Genomic DNA, 20,549 nt, shown 5'->3' with positions numbered 1-20,549 from the left:
CTAGCGTCCGCCGGAGCGGCGCTTGTTGTAGACGTCGAAGGCGACCGCGAGCAGGAGCACGAGGCCCTTGACCGCCTGCTGCCACTCGATGCCGATGCCCATGATCGACATGCCGTTGTTCAGGACGCCGATGATCAGACCACCGAGGATCGCGCCGCCGATGGTGCCGACGCCACCCTGGACGGCCGCGCCGCCGATGAACGCGGCCGAGATGGCCTCGAGCTCGAAGCCGTCGCCGGCCTTCGGGCCCGCCAGGTTGAGGCGGGCGGTGAAGACGAGGCCGGCCAGCGCCGCGAGGACGCCCATGTTGACGAACAGCCAGAAGGTGACGTTGCGCGTCTTGATGCCCGAGAGCTCCGCGGCGTGCAGGTTGCCGCCGATGGCGTAGACGTGGCGGCCGAAGACCGAGCGGTTCATCACGACGCCGTAGACGAGGACGAGGACGGCCAGGACGATCAGGGTCACCGGGATGCCCTTGAACGACGAGAGCGCGAAGGCGAACGCGGCGACGACGACGGCGATGAGGACGAGCTTGGTGACGAACCAGGCGCCGGGCTCGACGCCCTGGTTGTACTTCTGGCGGCCGCGGCGGGTGCGCACCGACTGGACGGTGAACGCGACGATCGCGAGCGCGCCGACGCCGAGCGACAGCGGGTCGAGACCGGTGGTCTCGCCGAACAGGTCGGTGAGGAAGCCGTTGCCCAGGGCGCGGTACTCGATCGGGAAGGAGCCGATGTTCGCGTTGCCGAGGACGACGAGCGCCAGGCCGCGGAAGATCAGCATGCCCGCCAGGGTCACGATGAACGCGGGTATCCCCACGAACGCGATCCAGAAGCCCTGCCAGGCGCCCACCAGAGCTCCGATGAGCAGCGAGAGCACGATCGAGACGAACCACGGCAGGCCCATGTTGACGGCGAAGACACCGGACATGGCGCCGACGAACGCGGCGATCGAGCCGACCGAGAGGTCGATGTGCCCGGCCACGATGACCATCACCATGCCGATGGCGAGGATGAGGATGTAGCCGTTCTGGACGATCAGGTTCGAGATGTTCTGCGGACGCAGGAGGATCCCGTTGGTCATGATCTGGAACAGCAGCACCACCACGATCAGGGCGATGAAGATGCCGTTCTTGCCCAGGTCGCCCAGCACGTGGCTGAGGCGCTTGGTGAACGCGTTCTCGGTGGGGTTCACCTGCGCTCCCGCCGCCGTCGGCGGGGTGTTCTGCAGATCGGTCATCGTTGCTTCTCCTGGGTCATGAGGGTGAGGACGGCCTCGGGCGTGGCCTCGGCGATGGGCAGCTCGCCCGTGATGCGGCCCTCCGACAGCGCGTAGACGCGGTCGCAGATGCCGAGCAGCTCGGGCAGCTCGGAGGAGATGACGATGATCCCCTTACCCTCCGCCGCGAGCTTGTTGATGATGGTGTAGATCTCGTACTTCGCACCCACGTCGATGCCGCGGGTGGGCTCGTCGAGGATCAGGACGTCCGGGTCGGAGTAGATCCACTTCGACAGGACGACCTTCTGCTGGTTGCCGCCGGAGAGCTTCCCGGTCTTGGCGAGCACGGTCGGCGACTTGATGTTCATGCTGCCGCGGTACTCGTTGGCGACCTCGAACTCGCGGTTGTCGTCGACGAGTCCGGCGCTGGACACCTTGGGCAGCGACGCGAGCGAGATGTTCCGCTTGATGTCGTCGATCAGGTTCAGGCCGTAGTGCTTGCGGTCCTCGGTGGCGTAGGCGAGGCCGTGGGCGATCGCCTCCGACACGTTGCGCATCTTGATCTCCTTGCCGGCCTTGAAGACCTGGCCGGAGATGCGGCTGCCGTAGGAACGGCCGAAGAGGCTCATCGCGAACTCGGTGCGGCCGGCGCCCATCAGGCCCGCGATGCCGACGATCTCGCCGCGGTGCACGGTGAGGTTCACCTTGTCGACCATGACGCGCGTCGGGTCCTGCGGGTGGTGCGCGGTCCAGTCGACGACGCGGAGGATCTCCTCGCCGATGTGCGGCGTGTGGTCCGGGTAGCGGTGGTCGAGGTCGCGGCCGACCATGTCCTTGATGATCCGGTCTTCCGTCACGTCGTCGTGCGCGATCGTCTCGATCGTCTTGCCGTCCCGGATGACCGTGACGGTGTCGGCGATCTTCTTGATCTCGTTGAGCTTGTGGCTGATGATCAGCGAGGTGATGCCCTGCTCCTTGAGGTGCAGGATCAGGTCGAGCAGGTGGTCGGAGTCCTCGTCGTTGAGCGCCGCGGTGGGCTCGTCGAGGATGAGCAGCTTGACCCGCTTGGAGAGCGCCTTGGCGATCTCGACGAGCTGCTGCTTGCCGACTCCGATGTCCTGGATCTTGGTGGTGGGGTTCTCCTTCAGGCCGACCCGGGCGAGCAGCGAGGCCGCCTCCTGGTTGGTCTTGTTCCAGTCGATCAGACCGGCGAAGCCGCGGACCTCGTTGCCGAGGAAGATGTTCTCCGCGATGGAGAGGTAGGGGCTGAGGGCCAGCTCCTGGTGGATGATGACGATGCCCTTCGCCTCCGAATCGCGGATGCTGGCGAACTGCATCACCTCGTCCTCGAAGACGATGTCGCCCTCGTACGTGCCGTGCGGGTACACGCCCGACAGCACCTTCATCAGCGTCGACTTGCCGGCGCCGTTCTCTCCGCAGATCGCGTGGACTTCGCCGCGCTCGGCGTTCAGCGTGACGTCCTGGAGCGCCTTCACGCCCGGGAACGTCTTGGTGATGCCGCGCATCTCGAGGATGTTCGTGGTCACGCGTGCCTCCCTTCCTTCGTAGTGGGGGAGGGCGCCCGATGGGCGCCCTCCCGGGGTCGTGCTGACTTCAGTGGAGGCGGTGCTTAGCCGTTGACCTCGGCGTCGGTGTAGTAGCCGCCGTCGACCAGCACGGACTGGATCTGGTCCTTGGTGACGATGACCGGCTCGAGCAGGAAGGACGGGACGACCTTCTCGCCGTTGTCGTAGGTCTCGGTGTCGTTGACCTCGGGCTCGGTGCCCTCGAGGACGGCCTGCGCCATGAGCACGGCCTCCTTGGCGAGCTCGCGGGTGTCCTTGTAGATGGTCGCGTACTGCTCACCCGAGATGATCGCCTTGACGGAGTCGAGCTCGGCGTCCTGACCGGTGATGATCGGGAAGTCGGTGCCCACGGTGTAGCCGGCGTCGGTCAGCGCGGAGATGATGCCGCGGCTGAGGCCGTCGTAGGGCGAGAGGACGCCCTGGATCTTCGAGCCGTCGGAGTACGTCTTGGTGATGATGTCCTCCATGCGGCTCTGGGCGACCTCGGGGTCCCAGCGCAGCGTGGCGACGGTGTTGAACTCGGTCTCGCCCGACTTCACGACGAGGGTGCCCGCGTCGATGAACGGCTTGAGGGTGTCCATCGCGCCGTTGAAGAAGAACGTGGCGTTGTTGTCGTCGGGGCTGCCGGCGAAGAGCTCGATGTTGAAGGGGCCGGCCGGGGCGCTCGCCGCGGCGGTGCCCTCGAGGTCGGTCAGGCCGAGGCCCGCGAGGAGCGAGGTGGCCTGCTGGACGCCGACCTTGTAGTTGTCGAACGTGGCGTAGTAGTCGACGTTCGGCGAGTCGCGGATGAGGCGGTCGTAGGCGATGACGGGGATGTCGTTGGCCTTGGCCTCCTCCAGCACGCTGGTGAGGGTGGTGCCGTCGATCGAGGCGACGATCAGGGCCTTGGCGCCCTTGGTGATCATGTTCTCGAGCTGCGAGACCTGGGTGGGGATGTCGTCCTCGGCGTACTGCAGGTCGACCTGGTAGCCGGCCTCCTCGAGCTGCGACTTGACGTTGTTGCCGTCGGCGATCCAGCGCTCGGAGGACTTGGTCGGCATCGCGACGCCGACGAGGCCGCCGTCGCCCGAGCCGGAGCCCGAGTCGCCGGAGCCGCTCGAGCAGGCGGCGAGGGAGAGGATCATCGCGCCACCGGCGAGGCCGGCGATGAGTGCGCGCTTCATTGTGGTCACTGTGATTCCTTCGTCATTGAATGCAGCGGGTGCTGGGCTGCCGCGGGGTGCCAGCGGCGGCGGGACGCTCATGTGAGCGATCACATGGAGTGATGCTAGACCCGCTGGCGGCAATCGTGCCACCACGGATGTCTCGACTCGATAACGGCGCGAATCATCGGTGCGCCGCGCGCGCGGCGGTCGCGAGCGACCGGGGAACCGCGGTCGAGCCGCGGACCATCAGCTGCGGGTCGATCGGCGGCGACGCCTCGGGGCGCTCGCCCTCGATCAAGCTCAGCAGCGTGGCCACGCAGCGGCGGCCGAGCTCGGCGAAGTCCTGCCGCACGCTCGTCAGCGGCGGCCAGTAGTAGGCGGCCTCGGGGATGTCGTCGAAGCCGATGACGCTGACGTCCTCCGGGACGCGGATCCCGCGCTCGTGGAACGCGCTCATCACGCCCAGCGCCATCTGGTCGTTGGCGGCGAAGACCGCGGTGACGTCGAGGAGGCGGCTGAGCTCGAGCCCGACGTGGTGGCCGCGCTCGGCGCTCCAGTCGCCGAGGATCGGCGGGCGCAGCGGCAGGTTCCGGTCGCCGAGCTCGACGAGGTACCCGCGCATCCTGGCCTCGGCCTCGATCCAGTCCTGGGGACCGGACAGGTGCACGATCTCGGTGTGGCCGAGCTCGATCAGGTGCGCGGTCGCCATCCGCGCGCCGGCCATCTGGTCGACGTAGAGCGCGTCGCCGCGCTCGGCGTCGGTGGTCTGCAGGGTGACGTTCGGGATCCGCAGGGCGACGCCGGAGAGGATGTCGAAGACGCGGATCTGCGGGGCGATGACCACGAGACCCTCGACCGCCTGGTTGAGGAGGTGCCGGATCCCGGCCTGGATGGAGTCGCCGTCGGTGCCGTCGACGTTGGCCGTGACGACGAGGTAGCCGGCGTCGCGGGCGGCGACCTCGATGGCCTGGATGCTCGACGCGGGGCCGAACTGGAGGCTCTGCGAGGAGAGCACGCCGATGGTGCGGGTGCGGCTGGTGACCAGCGCGCGGGCGGCGAGGTTGGGGCGGTAGTCGAGCTCGGCCATCACGCCGAGCACGCGCTTCTTGGTCTCGGCGCGCAGGCTCGGGTGATCGTTGAGCACCCGGGAGACGGTCTGGTGCGACACTCCGGCGGCGCGGGCGACGTCGTAGATGCTCGGGGCCCGCGGCGCGGGCTTGTCTTCCGGCATCGGGCACCGTGGCTTCCTGTGATCGGGCGGCGCTTCGTCGCAGGGACGCGGGTGCCGCTGCGATGCGGGGCCCGCCCGTCCGCGGGCGCGTGTGAGCACACCTTACGTCTCCCGCGGGGCGGAACCGCTCTCAGGGGGACGCGGGGGTGCGCGGGGCTCCGGCTCGTGGAACGGGGGCGGGCACGTCGGATCGCGGGGTTCCGGCGTGCCGGGGGTTGTTCCGCGTGCCGGAGGTGGGCGGGCGGAGGTTCGGCTCGTGGAACGGAGTCGGGCTCGTCGGATCGCGGGGTATCCGCGTGCCGGGGGTGGTTTCGCGTGCCGGAGGTGGGGCGGGCGGAGGTTCGGCTCGCGGGCTGGGGTCGGGCTCGCCGGATCGCGGCGTTCCGGCGTGCCGGGGGTGGTTTCGCGTGCCGGAGGTGGGGCGGGCGGAGGTTCGGCTCGTGGGATGGGGTCGGGCTCGCGGGATCGCGGGGTTGCGGCGTGCCGGGGGTGGTTTCGCGTGCCGGAGGTGGGGCGGGCGGAGGTTCGGCTCGTGGAACGGAGTCGAGCTCGTCGGATCGCGGCGTTCCGGCGTGCCGGGGGTGGTTCCGCGTGCCGGAGGTGGGGCGGGCGGAGGCTCAGGCGGGCGGGGTCGGCGCGTCGTCCGGGCTGGTGCCGGGGGCGGCATGGCGGCCGCGGGTGGCGAGCGCGCCCTCGCTGATGCGGAGGACGCGGTCGGCCGAGGACTGGACGGAGGCGTCGTGGGTGGCGATCAGGGCGGTCGCCGACTCGGCGTGCACGACCGCGCGGATGAGGTCCATGATCGCCGCGCCGGTCGCCGCGTCGAGCTGGCCGGTCGGCTCGTCCGCGATCAGGAGCCGCGGCGAGGCGGCGAGGGCGCGGGCGATCGCGACGCGCTGCTGCTGGCCTCCCGAGAGCTCGCCCGGCCGGGAGCGGCCGCGGCCGGCGAGCCCGACCAGGTCGAGGAGGTGGGCGACGCGCACGTCCCGGCGGGCCGGCTCCTCGCGGCGCAGGCGCAGCGGGAGGCCGACGTTCTCGGCGATCGTCAGGTGCGGCAGGAGTCCGAAGGTCTGGAAGACGAAGGCCAGGGAGTCGCGGCGCAGACGTGTGCGGGCCGCCTCGTCGAGGCCGGTGACCGGCTCGCCGTCGAGCAGGACGGTGCCGGAGGTGGGCACGTCGAGGCCGCTGATGCAGTTGAGCAGCGTCGTCTTGCCGGAGCCGGAGCGGCCGGAGAGCGCGACGATCTGGCCGCGCGGGATCCGGAAGGAGACGTCGCGGAGGGCCGTCACGTCGCCGGCCGGGGTGCGGAAGGTGCGGGTGAGGGATTCGACCACGAGCACGTCGGTCATCGCGGGGGCTCCTCGGCGTCGGTGTCGGCGTCCGGTCCGCGGTGCTCGGGCCAGACGCGCACGTGGTCGCCCTCGAGCGTCAGCCGCACCCGGTCCTCGAGCCTCAGCGCGTCGCGGTACTCGGCGGGCAGCTGCAGCCGGCCGACCCGGTCGAGGACGGCGAACTCCTCCTCCGAGGTGGTGGTGCCGCCGCTCGCGTCGAGCTCGTCGCGGCGGAGGGTCTCGGAGGAGATCCGGCCGTCGCGGATGGCGACCGCGCGCTGCACCTGGCCGGCGACGGTGGGGTCGTGGGTGACGATCAGGATCGTGCAGCCGAGCGACTCGTTCACCGCGCGGAGGGCGGCGAAGACCTCGTCGCCGGTGCGGGCGTCGAGCTGGCCGGTCGGCTCGTCCGCGAGCAGGACGCGGGGCGAGCCTGCCAGGGCGACGGCGATCGAGACGCGCTGCTGCTCGCCGCCGGAGAGCGCGGCCGGCCGGCGGTCGGCCTTTTCGGCCAGGCCGAGCATCCCGAGCAGCTCGTGGGCCTTCGCCGCCCGCTCGCGCCGGCCGCGCCCCGCCAGGGCGAGCGGCAGGGCGACGTTCTCGGCGGCGGTGAGCGCGGGCAGCAGGTTCTTCGCGGACTGCTGGCGGACGAAGCCGACGCTCGAGCGGCGGTAGCGGACCAGCTCCGCGCCGCGGAGGGCGGAGAGGTCGTGGCCGTCGAGGCGGGCGCGGCCGGCGGTGGGAGCGTCGAGTCCGGAGAGGATGCCGAGCAGGGTCGACTTGCCGGAGCCGGACGCACCGACGATCGCCAGCACCTCGCCCGCGCCGACGAGGAGGTCGAGGCCCTGCAGCGCCTGCACCTCGACGCCGCCGGCCCGGAAGACGCGGACGAGGGCGTCGCAGACGATCAGCGCCTCGCCGCCGAACTCGCCGGTGCGCGTCTGGAGCAGAGTGCTGGTGGGGCCGGGCGCGCCGGCAGCTGCTGATCCGGGTGCGCCACCGGGGAGGTCCGCTCTCGGCGTCCTTCCTGCGCTGCTGGTGCTCATGATTCCTCTCCGGATCTCAGGATGTCGGCTGTGCGCACGCGGCGCGAGAGCGGGGCGTCGACCGCGAGGGCGAGCGCGAGGGCCGCGGCGGCCGCGCCGAGCAGGCCGAGGGGCAGCGGCCAGGGGATCGAGAGGGCCGCGTCGCCGCCGACGAGGGTCTCCACGCCGAAGGCCGGCCAGGCCGCGGCGAGGACGACGGCCGCGGCGATCGCTCCGCCGACCACTCCGCTCAGCACCGCCGGGACCAGCTCGCCGGCCGCCAGGACGAGCCGCGCGCGACCGGGGACGCCGAGCGCGCTGAGCAGGGCGAGGGTCCCGCCGCGCCGGCGTGCGCCGAGGACCGTCGTGACCAGGAGGGCGAGGACGGCGAGCGCGGCGGTGGCCAGGAGAGAGAGCCCGGTCGCGTCCGCGACGCCGGCGACGAGGGCGGAGTCACGCTGCCGTTCCAGCACCTCGGGGCGGACGATCGTGCCATTCGGAAGGGTCGTGCGATCGACGTCGCCGACGGCGAGGACCGTGCCGGGCGGTGCGGGGGCGTCGCCGCCCGCGGCGGTGACGGCGGCGGCCAGCGCCTCGCGATCGACCACGAGGACGGACCTGTCGATCCAGTCCGGGCGCGTCATCGGCTCGCCGGTGACCACGGCGCGCAGCAGCACGTCGTCCACCACCAGGCCGAACGGCTCGGTGCCGAGAGAGGCGGTCAGCCGCGCGTCGGCCAAGACGGGCACCGGTTCGGCGGGGCCGGTGGCGACCAGGGCGCGGACGGCCTCGGCGGAGGCGTGCTGCGGCTGGTCGTCGGGCAGCGCGGCGAGCAGGTCGGCGTAGTCGTCGTCGACGCTGAGCACGGTCGCGCTGAGGGCGGCGGTGGGGCTGCGGACCTCGACCGCGTCGAGCACGCCGACCGCGGCGGTGACCGCTCCGCCGGCGGCGAGGGTCGCGGCCAGCGCGGGGCCGTCGGCGGCGTCGTCGACCCGGACGTCCGCCCCGACGGTGCGCCAGGACAGCGCCTCCTGACCCGCCGCGACCGTCTGCAGCAGCACCAGGGAGGTGAGGGCGGCGCTCGCGGCGAGCACGAGGGTCGCGAGGGTGAGCACCGAGCGGCCCTCCTGGGCGCCTGCACCGGCGAGCAGCGGACCGGGTCCGCGTGTGCCCGCGGCCGCGCGGCGCAGCGGGGCGAGCAGGGCAGTCGGCAGCGGCGCCAGCGCCAGCGCGATCACCGCCGCGCAGAGCACGGGGGCGACGAGGGCGAGCGGGTCGAGGCCGGTGCCGCTCGCTCGCGCCCCGCCGCGCAGCGCCGCGACCGCGGCGACGGCCAGTGCCAGGAGGAGGCCGGCCCCGGCGAGGCGCAGTACGCGAGCCCGGCGCGGCGGGCGGAGCAGCGGACGCAGCACCGCGACGACGGGCGCGGCGACGAGGACGGCGGCGACGGCGATCAGCAGGCCCGGCGACTCCGGCGGGGCACCGAGGGCGGCGGCGGTCGCGAGCCCGAGCGCGGTGCCGAGGGCGGTGACGATCAGCGACTCGAGGCCCGCGTGGCTCCCGAGCAGGCCGAGGGAGGCGCCGTGCGAGCGCACAAGCGCGATCTCGGGCCGCCGCCGCCGGGCGAGCGCGGTGCCGGCGAGACCGGTCACCAGCACCGCGACGCCGAGCAGCCCGGCGGCGAGGGTGGACAGCTGCGCGGTGGCGGCCGCGGCGGCGGGCGGGAGAGAGGCGAGGGCCTCCTCGTAGCCGGACTCCGCGGCGACGCTCAGCGGAGCGCCCTCGGTGAGCGTCGAGGTCGAGGTCGCGAGCGCGTCGATCTCGCGGCGCACGGTCTCGGTCCGCGCCAGGTCGAAGCGCGCGGGATCGATGCTCACGCGGATCGTGCCGACGGCCGGCTCCTGCAGGCGCAGGCCGATCCGGTCGAAGACGACGGGACTCGTGAGGGCGACGACGACGGGCTGAGGCTCGCCGCCGCTGCTGCCGGAGGTGCCGGGCTGCCAGAGGCCGGGCAGATCGGTCCATGCAGCGGCGGAGGGGTCGACGGGCTCGACGACGCCGGTGATGCGGAGCGAGGGGCCGCCGCCGCGGGAGGCGCCCTCGATCGCGTCGCCCACCGAGAGCCCGGCGGCGGCGGCGCTCGCCGAGGAGACGACGACCGGGGCGGGGTCGCCCGGGTGCTCCGTGGCCGGCAGCTCGCCGGCGACCAGCCGGATGCCGTCGGCGGCCGCCGGATCCAGGACGCCGACGCGGACGACGGCGTCGCCGGCGGGGATCCGCGCGGGCTCCTCCGGACCGAGGATCGCGGTGTCGATGCTCCGGACGACGTCGAGGAGCGGCGCGGGCAGGCGCTCGGGGAGCTCGTCGGCGAGGGCGAGCAGGCGCTCGGAGGTGGTGGTGTCGTAGCCGGAGACGTCGGCGACGGTGCTCAGGAGGCGGAGGTCGGCGTCGCTCCCGGCTGCGCTGACCGCCTCGACCGCGGCGGCGTCGAGGGTGGTGCGCAGCTGGTGCGGCACGGCGACCGCGAGGGCGGCGGTCAGGGCGGTGAGCACGAGGATCCCGAGCAGGGCGACGAGGTCGCGACGCGCACGGCGGGCGATCAGGAAGGCGGCGGCGCCGACGGCGCGGAGGCCGTCGGTGCGGCGGGCTGGGGAGGGGGCGGCGGTGGCCTGCGCCGGGCGGGCGGCGGCGCTCGGGCGCCCGGACGCGGTCATCCGTCCGCCCCCTGCCGGAGCAGCTCGGACAGCGGCAGGCGCCGCTGGGCGAGGGCAAGGGCCGCCGAGACGGCGGCGAGGGCGAGCAGCAGGGCCAGCGGCAGGAGCGAGACGGCCTGCCACGGCACCACCAGCTCGACCGGGCGGCCGCTCGCGCCCGCGGCGAGGCGGCTGCCGGTGAGCGCCAGCACGGCCCAGCCGCCGGCCAGTCCGACGAGCACGCCGGCCAGCGCGGTCGCGGCGGTGTCGGCCGAGAGGACGGCGAGCGTCCCGCGCCGGGAGAGCCCGATCGCCCGCAGCTGCGCCGCCTCGAGGCGTCGCGCGCGGGCGACCGCGGCGGCCCGGGCCGAGAAGCCGGCGAGCGCGAGCAGCAGGCTCGCCCAGACGACGACCGCGGAGGCGGCGGGGATCTCGGCGCGCAGCGGCGCCTCCTGCATCAGGCGGGCAAGGTCGGCGGCGGTGACGGTCTCGGGCTCGTCCGCGGTGGTCGCGCCCGCCGCGTCCGGCGCCTGTGCCGACCAGTACTCGTCCACCAGGCTGCCGAAGGCGTCGGCCTGCACCAGCCGGTGCGCGAGCGCGCGGCCGTCGACCACGATCGTCGAGTCGGATCGCGGGCTGGACGGCAGCCCGGCCGCGAGCGACGCCAGATCGTCGGAGGTCGCGGCTCCCGGCACCTCCGGAGTGTCGCCGACCATGCGCAGCGAGACCGGGGTGCCCGCGACGAAAGCGGTGACCGCGGCCCCCGCCAGGACGTCGAGGTCGTCGGCGAGCGCCTCGGGCAGGACAGCGCCGACCGGCTCCTCCGGGTCCCAGCCGACGGCGCCGTAGGTGGTCGGCGCGGAGGAGAGCTGGGTCAGGATCGAGAGGCGCACCCCGGTCGCGGTGACCGCGACCTCGGGCGGTCGGCGGCCGGTGTCCTGGCGCGAGCCGGCCCACTCGGCGGCGTCGGTCAGCGCGAGCGGGACAGGCGTGTCCGAGCCCGCGGACAGCGTGGCGAGCGACTCGAGCCAGACGTCGACGGTGACGAAGGTGTCCGTCTCGACGTCGCGCAGTGTCGCGGTGAGGGCGACGAGGCGGAGCGACGCGGCCGGGTCGATCGCTCCCTCCGCGGTGGCCAGCGGCACCGGCTCGGTCGGCGAGGTCAGCGCGCCGAGCGGCAGGATGTCGATCCGCCCGCGCTCGTCCTCCACGGCGGCCGACACCTGCACCTCGAGCCCCTCCGGCGCGTCGAGGGCGGCGAGCAGCTGGAGCCCGGTGGTCCCGGCGGGCAGGGCGGGGCCGGTGTCGACGCGGTCCTCGACGCGCAGCTCCCCGGCGATGTCGGCGCCGCCCGCGTGGGGGACCGGACCCGATCCCGCGCCGAGCAGCTGCCGGGCGCGGGCGTCGAGGGCGAGGATCTGCGCCGCCGCGCCGGGTCCCTCGCTCCCGAGACCGGGCGGGGCCTCCTTCGCCACCAGGCTCTGCCGGCGGAGCACGGGCGCGCCGTCGGCCGAGACCGACGACCGGGCGGGAGCGCCGAGGGCGACCGCGGCCTCGTCGCGGACGCCCTGCTGCCAGGTCGCGCTCGCACCGAGCGCCACGACCGAGGCGCCGACGGTGAGCGCGACGAGCACGATGCCGGTCGAGCGGCCGCTCCCGCGTGCCGCGAACCAGCCGGCCAGCGGAGCGACGGCGCCGCGGGAGCGGACGGCGACGGCTGCGACCGGCCGCGCGCACAGCTCCGCCAGCCGCGCGCCGACCACGGCGATCGCGCCGAGCAGCAGCGCGGGGGTGAGAGTGAGCAGGAGGTCGCCGCGCTCGGTGCCGCCGGTCGCCGCGCGCCAGACCAGCACGGCCGCGACGACGACGAGGATCGTCTGGCCGGCCGCGGCGAGCGGGCCCTCGCCTGCGGCCGGCGCGGGCGGCAGGGCGACGAGGACGCCGACGACGAGCGCCACCGCGGCGGCGCAGAGCAGGGCGGCGGCGTCCGGCAGCACCCAGCGGGGGAGGCCCGCGGCGTCGAGCGGCGGCGCGGAGACGACCAGCGCGTGCAGCAGGACACCGCCCCACGGGCTGAGCGCGGCGATCACCCCGGCGACCGCGAGGCCGTCGACGGCCACCGCGCCGATCCGCTGCAGGGGCGTCGCGCCGCGCTCGCGCAGCCGCTCGATCTCCTCGCGGCGCGCCTCGGCGAGCAGCCCGGTGACGGCGCGGGCGCAGACGATCAGCACGACGGCCAGCAGCAGCGCGACGACCAGGGCCGCGGCGCGGGAGCCGGCGAGGCCGTCGGCCACGTCGTCGAGGGCGGCGGGCAGCTCGGTGTCGACGAACAGCGAGCCGTTCTGATGCGGGACGGCCCGGGCGATCTCGAGGTCCGCGTCCCCGGCGGCGGCGCGCAGCTCGGCGAGGCCCTCGACTCCGGTGCTCGGGAACTCCGGGCTCTCGACCGCCTCCAGCTGGGCGGCGACGAGGCCGGAGGCGTCCAGTCCGCCCGGTGCGGTGATCAGCGGACCGACGGCGTGGACGGGGTTGTAGAAGGAGCGGTTCGGCTCGGGGAAGTCCTGCGCGTCGCCCTGCGCGAGCAGCGGGTCGTTCTCCCAGTACGTCGCGGAGTCGCGCGACGCGGAGTAGAGGCCGTCGATCCGGAGGGGGGCTTCGTCGCCGAGGGTGATCGTGTCGCCGACGGCGAGTCCCAGGGAGCGGGCGGCGATCTCGGGAAGGGCGACGCCGGGGGCGGCCGTCGGCCAGGCGCCCGCGGTGAGGACGGCGTCGGTGGCCGGGTCGTCGAGCTCGACGAGGTAGGAGTAGACGCCCTCCGCGGTCGTCGCCCACTCGGAGCTCGCCCAGCCGTTGCTCGTCCAGGCGACGCCGCCACCGTAGGCCTCCCGGGTCGCGGTGTCGGCGGCCGCCCGCGCATCCGCGACGGTGCCGCCCGGGCCGAGGACGCGGACGGTGACGTCGACCCGCTCCGAGCCGAGAGAGGTCAGCGCTCCGCTGACGCCGGCCTGCTCGGAGGAGCGGACGAGCAGGAGCGCGCCGCAGAGCACGGAGCCGGCGAGGACCGCGACGGCGAGGACGAGCGCGAAGAGCCGCGAGTGGCTCCGCCAGCGGCGCGCGGCGAGCGACCCCGCCCAGGCGGGCAGCGAGCCGGACGCGGTGACGACCGTGCACCTCCATCGGTGAAGCTGCGGACAGGACCGCGTGCCGAGTCTAGGGCGGCGGTTCGGCCGCGGGGGAGCGCGGGGCCCGTCGTTCTGCGGCGCCGAGCGCGGCGTGCGCCGGGGCGACCTCCGGCTCGCGGAACGCCGTCCGGCTCGCGGAATCGCGGGAGTTCGGCGAGCCGGAGGTGTTCTCGCGTGCCGGAGGTGTGCGGGTCGGAGCTTCGGCTCGCGGAACGGCCTCGGGCTCGTCGTTTCGCAGCGTTCCGGCGTGCCGGAGGTGCTTCCGCGTGCCGGAGGCGGCGCCCGGAGGTCGGGCTCGCGGAACGGAGTCAGGCTCGCGGAATCGCGCGGGTCCTGCGTGCCGTAGGTGCTTCCGCGTGCCGGAAGTGACGGGCCGGAGGTCCGGCTCGCGGAACGGAGTCAGGCTCGCGCAATCGCGAGGAACCTGCGTGCCGGAGGTGTTTCCGCGTACCGGAAGTGACGGGCCGGAGCTTCGGCTCGTCGATCGGGGTCGGGCTCGCGAGTCTGCGGAGTGCTCGCGTGCCGGAGTTGTTTCCGCGTGCCGGCGGTGGGCGGGGGAGCGGAGGTGGGCGGGGGAGCGGAGGTGGGCGGGGGAGCGGCGGGGCGGGGAGCGGCGGTGGGCGGGAGGGTAGGCGCTCGACAGCGGGATGGCCAGCACCTCGCCAGCGGAGCGGGGGCGGACCGACGATGGAGGGGCAGGCGGGACGCGCACCGGCGCACGACCGGCGCGACGGCTCGCCCCATCAGCACCGCTACGCATCACCGCGGGCACCGACGAGAGGACGGACGATGGGCTTCTGGGGACAGGACGACGACGAATCGCGCGGCACGCGCCCGGTCGACGAGCCACTGGGCGAGCTGGAGCTCGTGCACGAGTTCACCGAGGGGCCGATGCCGACGGGTGTGAGCGTGTCGCACACCGGCCGGATCTTCGTGAACTTCCCGAAGTGGGGCGACGAGGTGCCGGCGACGGTCGTGGAGCTGCGGGACGGCGTCGCGGTGCCGTTCCCGGACGAGGCGTGGAACTCGCCCGACGGAGACGACGACGCGGAGGCGCTGGTCTCGGTGCAGAGCATCGTGGTCGATCCGGCCGACCGGCTGTGGATCCTGGACACGGGCAGCCCGCTGTTCCAGCCGACGAAGCGCGGCGGGCCGAAGCTCGTCTGCGTCGACCTGGCGACGGACACGGTCGAGAAGGTGATCGTCCTCGAGCCGGACGTCGCGCTGCCGACGACCTACCTGAACGACATCCGCTTCGATCTAGGGCGCGGGATCGCCTACATCACCGACTCCGCCGATTCGGGGCCGAACGGGATCATCGTCGTGGATCTCGAGTCCGGCACTGCCTGGCGCCGCCTGCACGAGCACCCCAGCACCAAGGCACTGACGCCGCCCGAGCTCGTGCCGATGGCCGAGGGGCGGGTGCTGATGAAGCGGCCGGCCGACGGTGACCCCGAGCCCGTGACGATGGGCGCGGACGGCATCGCGATCTCGGCCGACGGCGAGCGGCTCTGGTACTGCCCGCTCGCCTCGCGGCGCTGGTACAGCGTGGCGACCGACGCGCTCGTCGACCGCGGCGTCTCCGACGAGGACGCCGCCGCGACGGTCGTCGACGAGGGCGACAAGGGCGGCGGGGCGGACGGACTCGAGACGGACGACCGGGGTCGCTTCTACGCGACGAGCTACGAGAACAACGCGATCGTGCGCCGCCGCACCGACGGCACCATCGAGACCCTCGTGCACGACGAGCGCCTGCTCTGGCCCGACACGATGTCGCTCGCGACCGACGGGCACCTCTACGTCACCGCCAACCAGCTGCACCGGCAGGCCGACTACCAGGGCGGGACGGACCTGCGGACCTACCCGTACTCGCTGTTCCGCCTCGCGGTCGACGCGGGGCCGGTGCTGCTGCGCTGAAGCGGCGACGCCTGCCGGTCGCGGACAGGACGGCGCCGGTCGGAACATGCTGGTCGAGCAGCCGTCCGCAGGCCCGCGTATCGAGCGGCGAAGCCGCTTCGCATCTCGGTGGTGAGCGAAAGGGACGCGGCTGCGCCGCGTCATGCCGGTCGAGTAGCCCCGCCAGGGGCGTATCGAGACCCGCCGTCACCAGCAGGGCGGGTCTGCAGACTCAGGTGCAGACGGTGGTGGATCTCGATACGCCCGCTCCGCGGGCTACTCGATCAGCAGGAGCCGTCAGGCGATGCCCGCCGCGCGGCGCACGAGCGCGGCGACCGTGGCACGGGTCGCGTCGTCGGCCGCGGTGAGCGCGTAGGCCGTCGGCCAGATCGTGCCGTCGTCGAGCTGCGCGCCGTCCTGGAAGCCGAGGGTCGAGTAGCGGGTGCCGAACTTCGCGCCCGGCTGGAAGAAGACGATCGCCTTGCCGTCGGCGCGCGCGTAGGCGGGGAAGCCGTACCAGGTCTTCGGCAGCAGCTCGGGGGCCTCGGCGGCCACGACCTCGTGCAGCATCTGCGCGATCGGACGCTCGACGTCCGTCATCGCGGCGATCGCCGCCTCCGCGTCGGCCTTCTCCGCGGCGGTCTTGTCGGCGCTCTTCTGGCGCTTCGCCTCCTCGCGCAGCTCGGCGGCGCGCTGCTTCATCGCGGCGCGCTCCTCTTTCGTGAAGCCGTCAGCCATGGGAGTCTCCTTCGCGCGGGCCCGGGCGGTCCGTCCGGGCTCATCGTGGCAGTCGGCGGCGATCGCAGCAACGGCGGAGACGGCCGCCCGCTCAGCAGCCGTGTCGGCGGCCGCCGGTAGCGTGGACGGATGCGCCTCCTCCTGATCCGCCACGGCCAGACCCCCTCCAACGTCGACGGCATCCTCGACACCCGCATCCCCGGCCCCGGGCTCACCGAGCTCGGCCGCAGCCAGGCCGCGGCGCTGCCGACGACGCTCGCCGACGAGCCGATCGGCGCGCTCTTCGTCTCGACCATGCGGCGCACGCACGAGACGGCCGCGCCCCTGGCCGCCGCGCTCGGGCTCGAACCGGTCGAGCGCGCAGGCATCCGCGAGATCGCGGCCGCGGGCCTGGAGATGCGCGGCGACGAGGGCGCGGTCGAGGAGTACATGGGCACGGTGTTCCGCTGGGCGGGTGGCGAGACCTCGCTGCGGCTGGCGGGCGGCGAGACCGGCGACGAGTTCGCCGCCCGCTACGACGCGGTGGTGGCGGAGGCGGAGGCGACCGGCCACGACGTCGTCGCGCTGGTCAGCCACGGCGCCGCCATCCGCTGCTGGGCCGGGATGCGCTCGCTCGACCTCGACGCGGACTTCATCGCCGACCACCTGCTCGACAACACCGGCGTCGTGGTCCTCGAGGGCTCGGGCTCGGAGTGGTCGCTCGTCTCCTGGGAGGGCGAGCCGGTCAGCGGCGTCGGCGTCGCGGCCCCGTCCGGGCCGGCAGGCGAGACGACGGACTGACGGCCGGGGATCTCGATACGCCCGCTGCGCGAGCCGCTCGAACATCCGGGCGCAAGCGGGCATCGGCGGGTAACGATCGGGCAACGGTGCGGAAACCCGCCCTGACCAGCACCGACGTCAGCCCATAGCCCGGCTCTGCATCGTTGTGGAGCGCCTTTCCGCAGGCCCGCCGTTTGTCCGCGCGGACACCCGCGGCTACGTTGGACGGCGGTCCTCGAGACCCCGATGAATCGGTCCGCGCTCGTGCGGCGTCCTCCCCGACGTGCCGCGAGCGTACGGTCAACGGGTGCGCGAGGCGGCCCCGTGGTCGCCTCCCGGACGAACCGGAATCGCCTCCGCGCCCCCTCCGCTCACTGCGGCGGGACGCCCGCGGCGGCTGGAGAGACGGTCGTCCCCCGCATCCGACCCGGCACCACGAGATGAGAGTGCAGGGATGCGTCCCTGCGCGCCGACGGAGTGCACGTGCAGCAGAATCAGCAGGACATCAGCGAGCCCGGGAACGGAGCCGCCACCGCCACCCTCGAGCGGGAGGGCCCGGCCCTCGAGGCGAGGAACCTCTTCAAGGTCTTCGGCCGCCGCCCCGACGAGGTCGTGCGGCGGCTGCGCCAGGGCGCCGACCGCGCCGACCTCGCGGGCCAGGGCACCGCGGCGGTGATCGACTCCTCCTTCGAGGTGCGCCGCGGCGAGATCTTCGTCGTGATGGGGCTGTCCGGCTCCGGCAAGTCGACGCTCATCCGCATGCTCAACGGCCTGCAGGAGCCGACCGCGGGCGAGGTGCTGATCGAGGGCACCACGATCACCGGCGTCCCGGAGAAGGAGCTGCGCCGCATCCGCCGCTCCTCGATCTCGATGGTCTTCCAGCACTTCGCGCTGCTCCCGCACCGCACCGTGCTCGACAACGTGGCCTACCCGCTCGAGATCCAGGGCGTGCCGGCGGCCGAGCGCCGCGAGCGCGCGCTGCTCGCGGTCGAGCGGGCCGGCCTCGCCGGCTGGCACGAGAAGATGCCCGACGAGCTCTCCGGCGGCATGCGCCAGCGGGTCGGACTCGCCCGGGCGCTCGCCGCCGACACCGACATCGTGCTGATGGACGAGGCGTTCTCGGCGCTGGACCCGCTCATCCGCCGCGAGATGCAGGAGCAGCTGATCGAGCTGCAGCACGAGCTCGGCAAGACCATCGTCTTCATCACCCACGACCTCAACGAGGCCATGCTCCTGGGCGACCGGATCGCGGTCATGCGCGACGGCCGGATCGTGCAGATCGGCACCCCGGAGGAGATCCTCACCGACCCGGCGAACGACTACGTCGCCCAATTCGTGCAGGACGTCGACCGGGCCCGCGTGCTCACCGCGTCCGCCGTGATGGAGGCGGCGCGCTCCGTCGTGACGCTCGCCGCCGGCCCCCGGGCCGCCCTGCGCACCATGCGCGACCAGCAGACCGCGGCGGCCTTCGTCGTCGGCGCCGGTCGCCGGCTGCTCGGCACCGTCCGCGACCGCGACGTGATCGAGCAGGTCCGCGCGGGCACCACCGACCTCTCGCTCGTCGTCACCGAGGCCGTCGTCAGCGTCGGCCCGGACACCGCGCTCAGCGAGATCATCGAGCCGGCCGTCGAGTCGGCGCTGCCGGTGGCCGTCGTCGACGAGGCGGGGCGGCTCCTCGGCGCGATCCCGCGCGTGACGCTGCTCGCGGCCCTCGGCAATCTCGGCCCGCAGACCGGCGGCCTGCCGCTCGTCGAGCCGCCCGCGACCCTCCCCACCGAGATGGTCACCGCGACCCTGCACGCGACCGGCGGCCCCGTCGACGACGCCGTGCTCGCGAGCGAGGGGGGCGTGCGATGAACCCGGACCTCCGCCTCCCGCTCGGCGCCGCCGCCGAGAACGTCGTCGACCTGCTGACGCAGACCTTCCAACCGGTCTTCGACCTGCTCCGCACGGTCTTCGGCGCCGCCTACACCGGTGTCGACTTCGTGCTGGCGACCCCGCCGTTCTGGGTCGTCATCGCCCTGATCGCGGTGCTCGCCTACGCCGCGCGCGGCTGGGTCTTCGGGCTCGGCTCCGCGGTCGGGCTCCTGCTGATCGCGAGCGTCGACCAGTGGGACAACGCGATGGACTCGCTCGCCCTGGTGCTCGTCGCCTCCGCCGTCGCGATCGCGCTGAGCGTGCCGCTCGGGATCCTCGCGGCCCGCAACCGGACCGCCTCGACGATCCTGCGCCCGGTCCTCGACTTCATGCAGACCATGCCGGCGTTCGTGTACCTCATTCCGGCGCTGATCCTCTTCCGCGTCGGCGTCGTGCCGGGCATCGTCGCGACGATCGTCTTCGCGATGGCGCCCGGCGTCCGGCTCACCGAGCTGGGCGTCCGCGGTGTCGACTCCGAGCTGGTCGAGGCGGGCGAGTCGTTCGGCTCGTCGAAGTGGCGCATCCTCCGCCAGATCCAGCTGCCGCTCGCGCTGCCGTCGATCCTGGCGGGCCTCAACCAGGTCATCATGCTCTCGCTCTCGATGGTCGTCATCGCGGGCATGGTCGGCGCGGGCGGTCTCGGCGGGGACGTCGTGGCCAGCATCGGCCGGATCGACGTGGCGCTCGGCTTCGAGGCCGGCATCGCGGTGGTGATCCTGGCGATCATCCTCGACCGGATGACGAGCGCCCTCGGCGCCCCGTCGCCGGCCCGCGTCGCCCGGGCGAGCAGCCGCAAGGCCGTCGTCGCGACCCGCACGGCGATCGCCGCGGTGTCGGTCGGCGTCGTCGCGTCGCTCGGCGCGTCGGCCGTCGCCGGACCGGCGACCACCGCGGCCGTCGACAACGGCGACCGCACCGACGTCACCCTCGCCGTCTTCCAGGGCTGGGACGAGGGCATCGCCGCGTCGCGGCTCTGGGGCGCGGTGCTCGAGGAGGAGGGCTACGACGTGACGCTGCAGAGCATCGACGTGGCGCCCGGCTTCTCGGGTCTCGCCAGCGGCGACTACGACCTGGCGCTGGACACCTGGCTGCCGATCACCCATGGCGACTACCTCGACGAGTACGGCGACCGGATCGTCGACCTCGGCGCCTGGAACGACGACGCGAAGCTCACCATCGCGGTGAACGAGGACGCGCCGATCGACACCCTCGAGGAGCTCGCGGCGAACCCCGAGGTGGTCGGGAACCGCCTCGTCGGCATCGAGCCCGGCTCGGGGCTGAACGGGATCACGACCGACGCGGTCATCCCCGGCTACGGCCTGGAGGGGATGGAGTACCTCACCTCGTCCACGCCCGCGATGCTGCAGGAGCTCTCCAGCGCGACGGCGGCCGGCGAGAACATCGCGGTGACGCTGTGGCGCCCGCACTGGGCCTACGACGCGTTCCCGGTGAAGGACCTCGAGGACCCGAAGGGACTGCTCGGCGAGGCCGAGGGGATCCACGCCTTCGGCTCCGCGTCCTTCGACAGCGACTTCCCGACGCTGAGCAGCTGGCTGCGCGACTTCCGGATGGACTCGGACACGCTGTACTCGCTCGAGAACGCCCTGTTCAACGAGGGGGCCGACGACCAGGACGCGGCCCTCGAGTCGTGGCTGGCGGAGAACCGGGAGTACGTCGACGGTCTGACGAGCTGACGAGGGGATCTCGATACGGGCGCTGCGCGCCCTACTCGATCAGCATGTGTCTTCCATGCTGGTCGAGCAGCGCGGAGCGCGTATCGAGACCCGCCCTCCGCCAGAACATCAGCTGAGAGCCGCCCTCATCGCTC

Annotated in this window: 13 protein-coding genes; 4 read left to right on the top strand and 9 right to left on the bottom strand. The window is 73.6% G+C overall.

Annotation, left to right across the window (positions count from 1 at the left end):
• The 8 genes from mmsB to EDF35_RS17490 form a co-directional block, all read right to left on the bottom strand.
• Window positions 1-1,239 carry a multiple monosaccharide ABC transporter permease gene (gene mmsB, locus EDF35_RS17525; protein WP_123447756.1) on the bottom strand — a complete coding sequence of 413 codons (1,239 nt, stop codon included), beginning with the start codon at window positions 1,237-1,239 and terminating at the stop codon, window positions 1-3.
• Window positions 1,236-2,765: a multiple monosaccharide ABC transporter ATP-binding protein gene (gene mmsA, locus EDF35_RS17520; protein ID WP_123705243.1), complete on the bottom strand. Its 1,530-nt coding sequence runs from the start codon at window positions 2,763-2,765 to the stop codon at window positions 1,236-1,238. Before mmsA ends, mmsB begins: the two co-directional genes overlap by 4 nt.
• Window positions 2,766-2,848: 83 nt before the next feature.
• Entirely contained in the window at window positions 2,849-3,967 is a 1,119-nt protein-coding gene (gene chvE, locus EDF35_RS17515) for a multiple monosaccharide ABC transporter substrate-binding protein (RefSeq protein ID WP_123733651.1), read from the bottom strand.
• Window positions 3,968-4,130: 163 nt separating this feature from the next.
• Window positions 4,131-5,180 (bottom strand): LacI family DNA-binding transcriptional regulator, encoded by a 1,050-nt coding sequence (locus EDF35_RS17510; RefSeq protein ID WP_123733650.1) that lies wholly within the window; start codon window positions 5,178-5,180, stop codon window positions 4,131-4,133.
• A 617-nt stretch (window positions 5,181-5,797) separates the two neighbouring features.
• Entirely contained in the window at window positions 5,798-6,529 is a 732-nt protein-coding gene (locus tag EDF35_RS17505) for an ABC transporter ATP-binding protein (RefSeq protein WP_133963269.1), read from the bottom strand.
• Entirely contained in the window at window positions 6,526-7,557 is a 1,032-nt protein-coding gene (locus EDF35_RS17500) for an ABC transporter ATP-binding protein (RefSeq protein ID WP_133963268.1), read from the bottom strand. The genes EDF35_RS17505 and EDF35_RS17500 overlap by 4 nt, the downstream gene beginning before the upstream one ends.
• Entirely contained in the window at window positions 7,554-10,250 is a 2,697-nt protein-coding gene (locus tag EDF35_RS17495; RefSeq protein WP_133963267.1) for a hypothetical protein, read from the bottom strand. The genes EDF35_RS17500 and EDF35_RS17495 overlap by 4 nt, the downstream gene beginning before the upstream one ends.
• On the bottom strand, window positions 10,247-13,276 hold the full coding sequence (locus EDF35_RS17490) for an FtsX-like permease family protein (RefSeq protein ID WP_133963266.1): 3,030 nt from the start codon (window positions 13,274-13,276) through the stop codon (window positions 10,247-10,249). The genes EDF35_RS17495 and EDF35_RS17490 overlap by 4 nt, the downstream gene beginning before the upstream one ends.
• Before the next feature lie 924 nt (window positions 13,277-14,200).
• Between EDF35_RS17490 and EDF35_RS17485 the strand changes: the two genes are divergently transcribed.
• Entirely contained in the window at window positions 14,201-15,328 is a 1,128-nt protein-coding gene (locus tag EDF35_RS17485) for an L-dopachrome tautomerase-related protein (protein WP_133963265.1), read from the top strand.
• A gap of 276 nt (window positions 15,329-15,604) precedes the next feature.
• On the opposite strand, the gene EDF35_RS17480 is transcribed toward EDF35_RS17485, so the two are convergent.
• Window positions 15,605-16,045 (bottom strand): hypothetical protein, encoded by a 441-nt coding sequence (locus EDF35_RS17480; RefSeq protein WP_123705235.1) that lies wholly within the window; start codon window positions 16,043-16,045, stop codon window positions 15,605-15,607.
• A 129-nt stretch (window positions 16,046-16,174) separates the two neighbouring features.
• On the opposite strand from EDF35_RS17480, the gene EDF35_RS17475 reads away from it, so the two are divergent.
• The 3 genes from EDF35_RS17475 to EDF35_RS17465 all read left to right on the top strand — a co-directional run bounded on the left by EDF35_RS17475 (window position 16,175) and on the right by EDF35_RS17465 (window position 20,415).
• Window positions 16,175-16,825: a histidine phosphatase family protein gene (locus tag EDF35_RS17475; RefSeq protein WP_133963264.1), complete on the top strand. Its 651-nt coding sequence runs from the start codon at window positions 16,175-16,177 to the stop codon at window positions 16,823-16,825.
• A gap of 483 nt (window positions 16,826-17,308) precedes the next feature.
• Window positions 17,309-18,661: a glycine betaine/L-proline ABC transporter ATP-binding protein gene (locus tag EDF35_RS17470; protein ID WP_243840053.1), complete on the top strand. Its 1,353-nt coding sequence runs from the start codon at window positions 17,309-17,311 to the stop codon at window positions 18,659-18,661.
• Window positions 18,658-20,415 (top strand): ABC transporter permease/substrate binding protein, encoded by a 1,758-nt coding sequence (locus tag EDF35_RS17465; RefSeq protein ID WP_133963263.1) that lies wholly within the window; start codon window positions 18,658-18,660, stop codon window positions 20,413-20,415. The genes EDF35_RS17470 and EDF35_RS17465 overlap by 4 nt, the downstream gene beginning before the upstream one ends.
• The last annotated feature ends 134 nt before the right edge of the window (window positions 20,416-20,549 follow it).

It is taken from the genome of Rathayibacter sp. PhB151 (genome assembly GCF_004366415.1).
GTDB classification, from domain to species: Bacteria; Actinomycetota; Actinomycetes; order Actinomycetales; family Microbacteriaceae; genus Rathayibacter; species Rathayibacter festucae.
The sequence above is the reverse complement of the archived record's forward strand: the minus strand, read 5'-3'. Positions and strand labels throughout refer to the sequence as shown.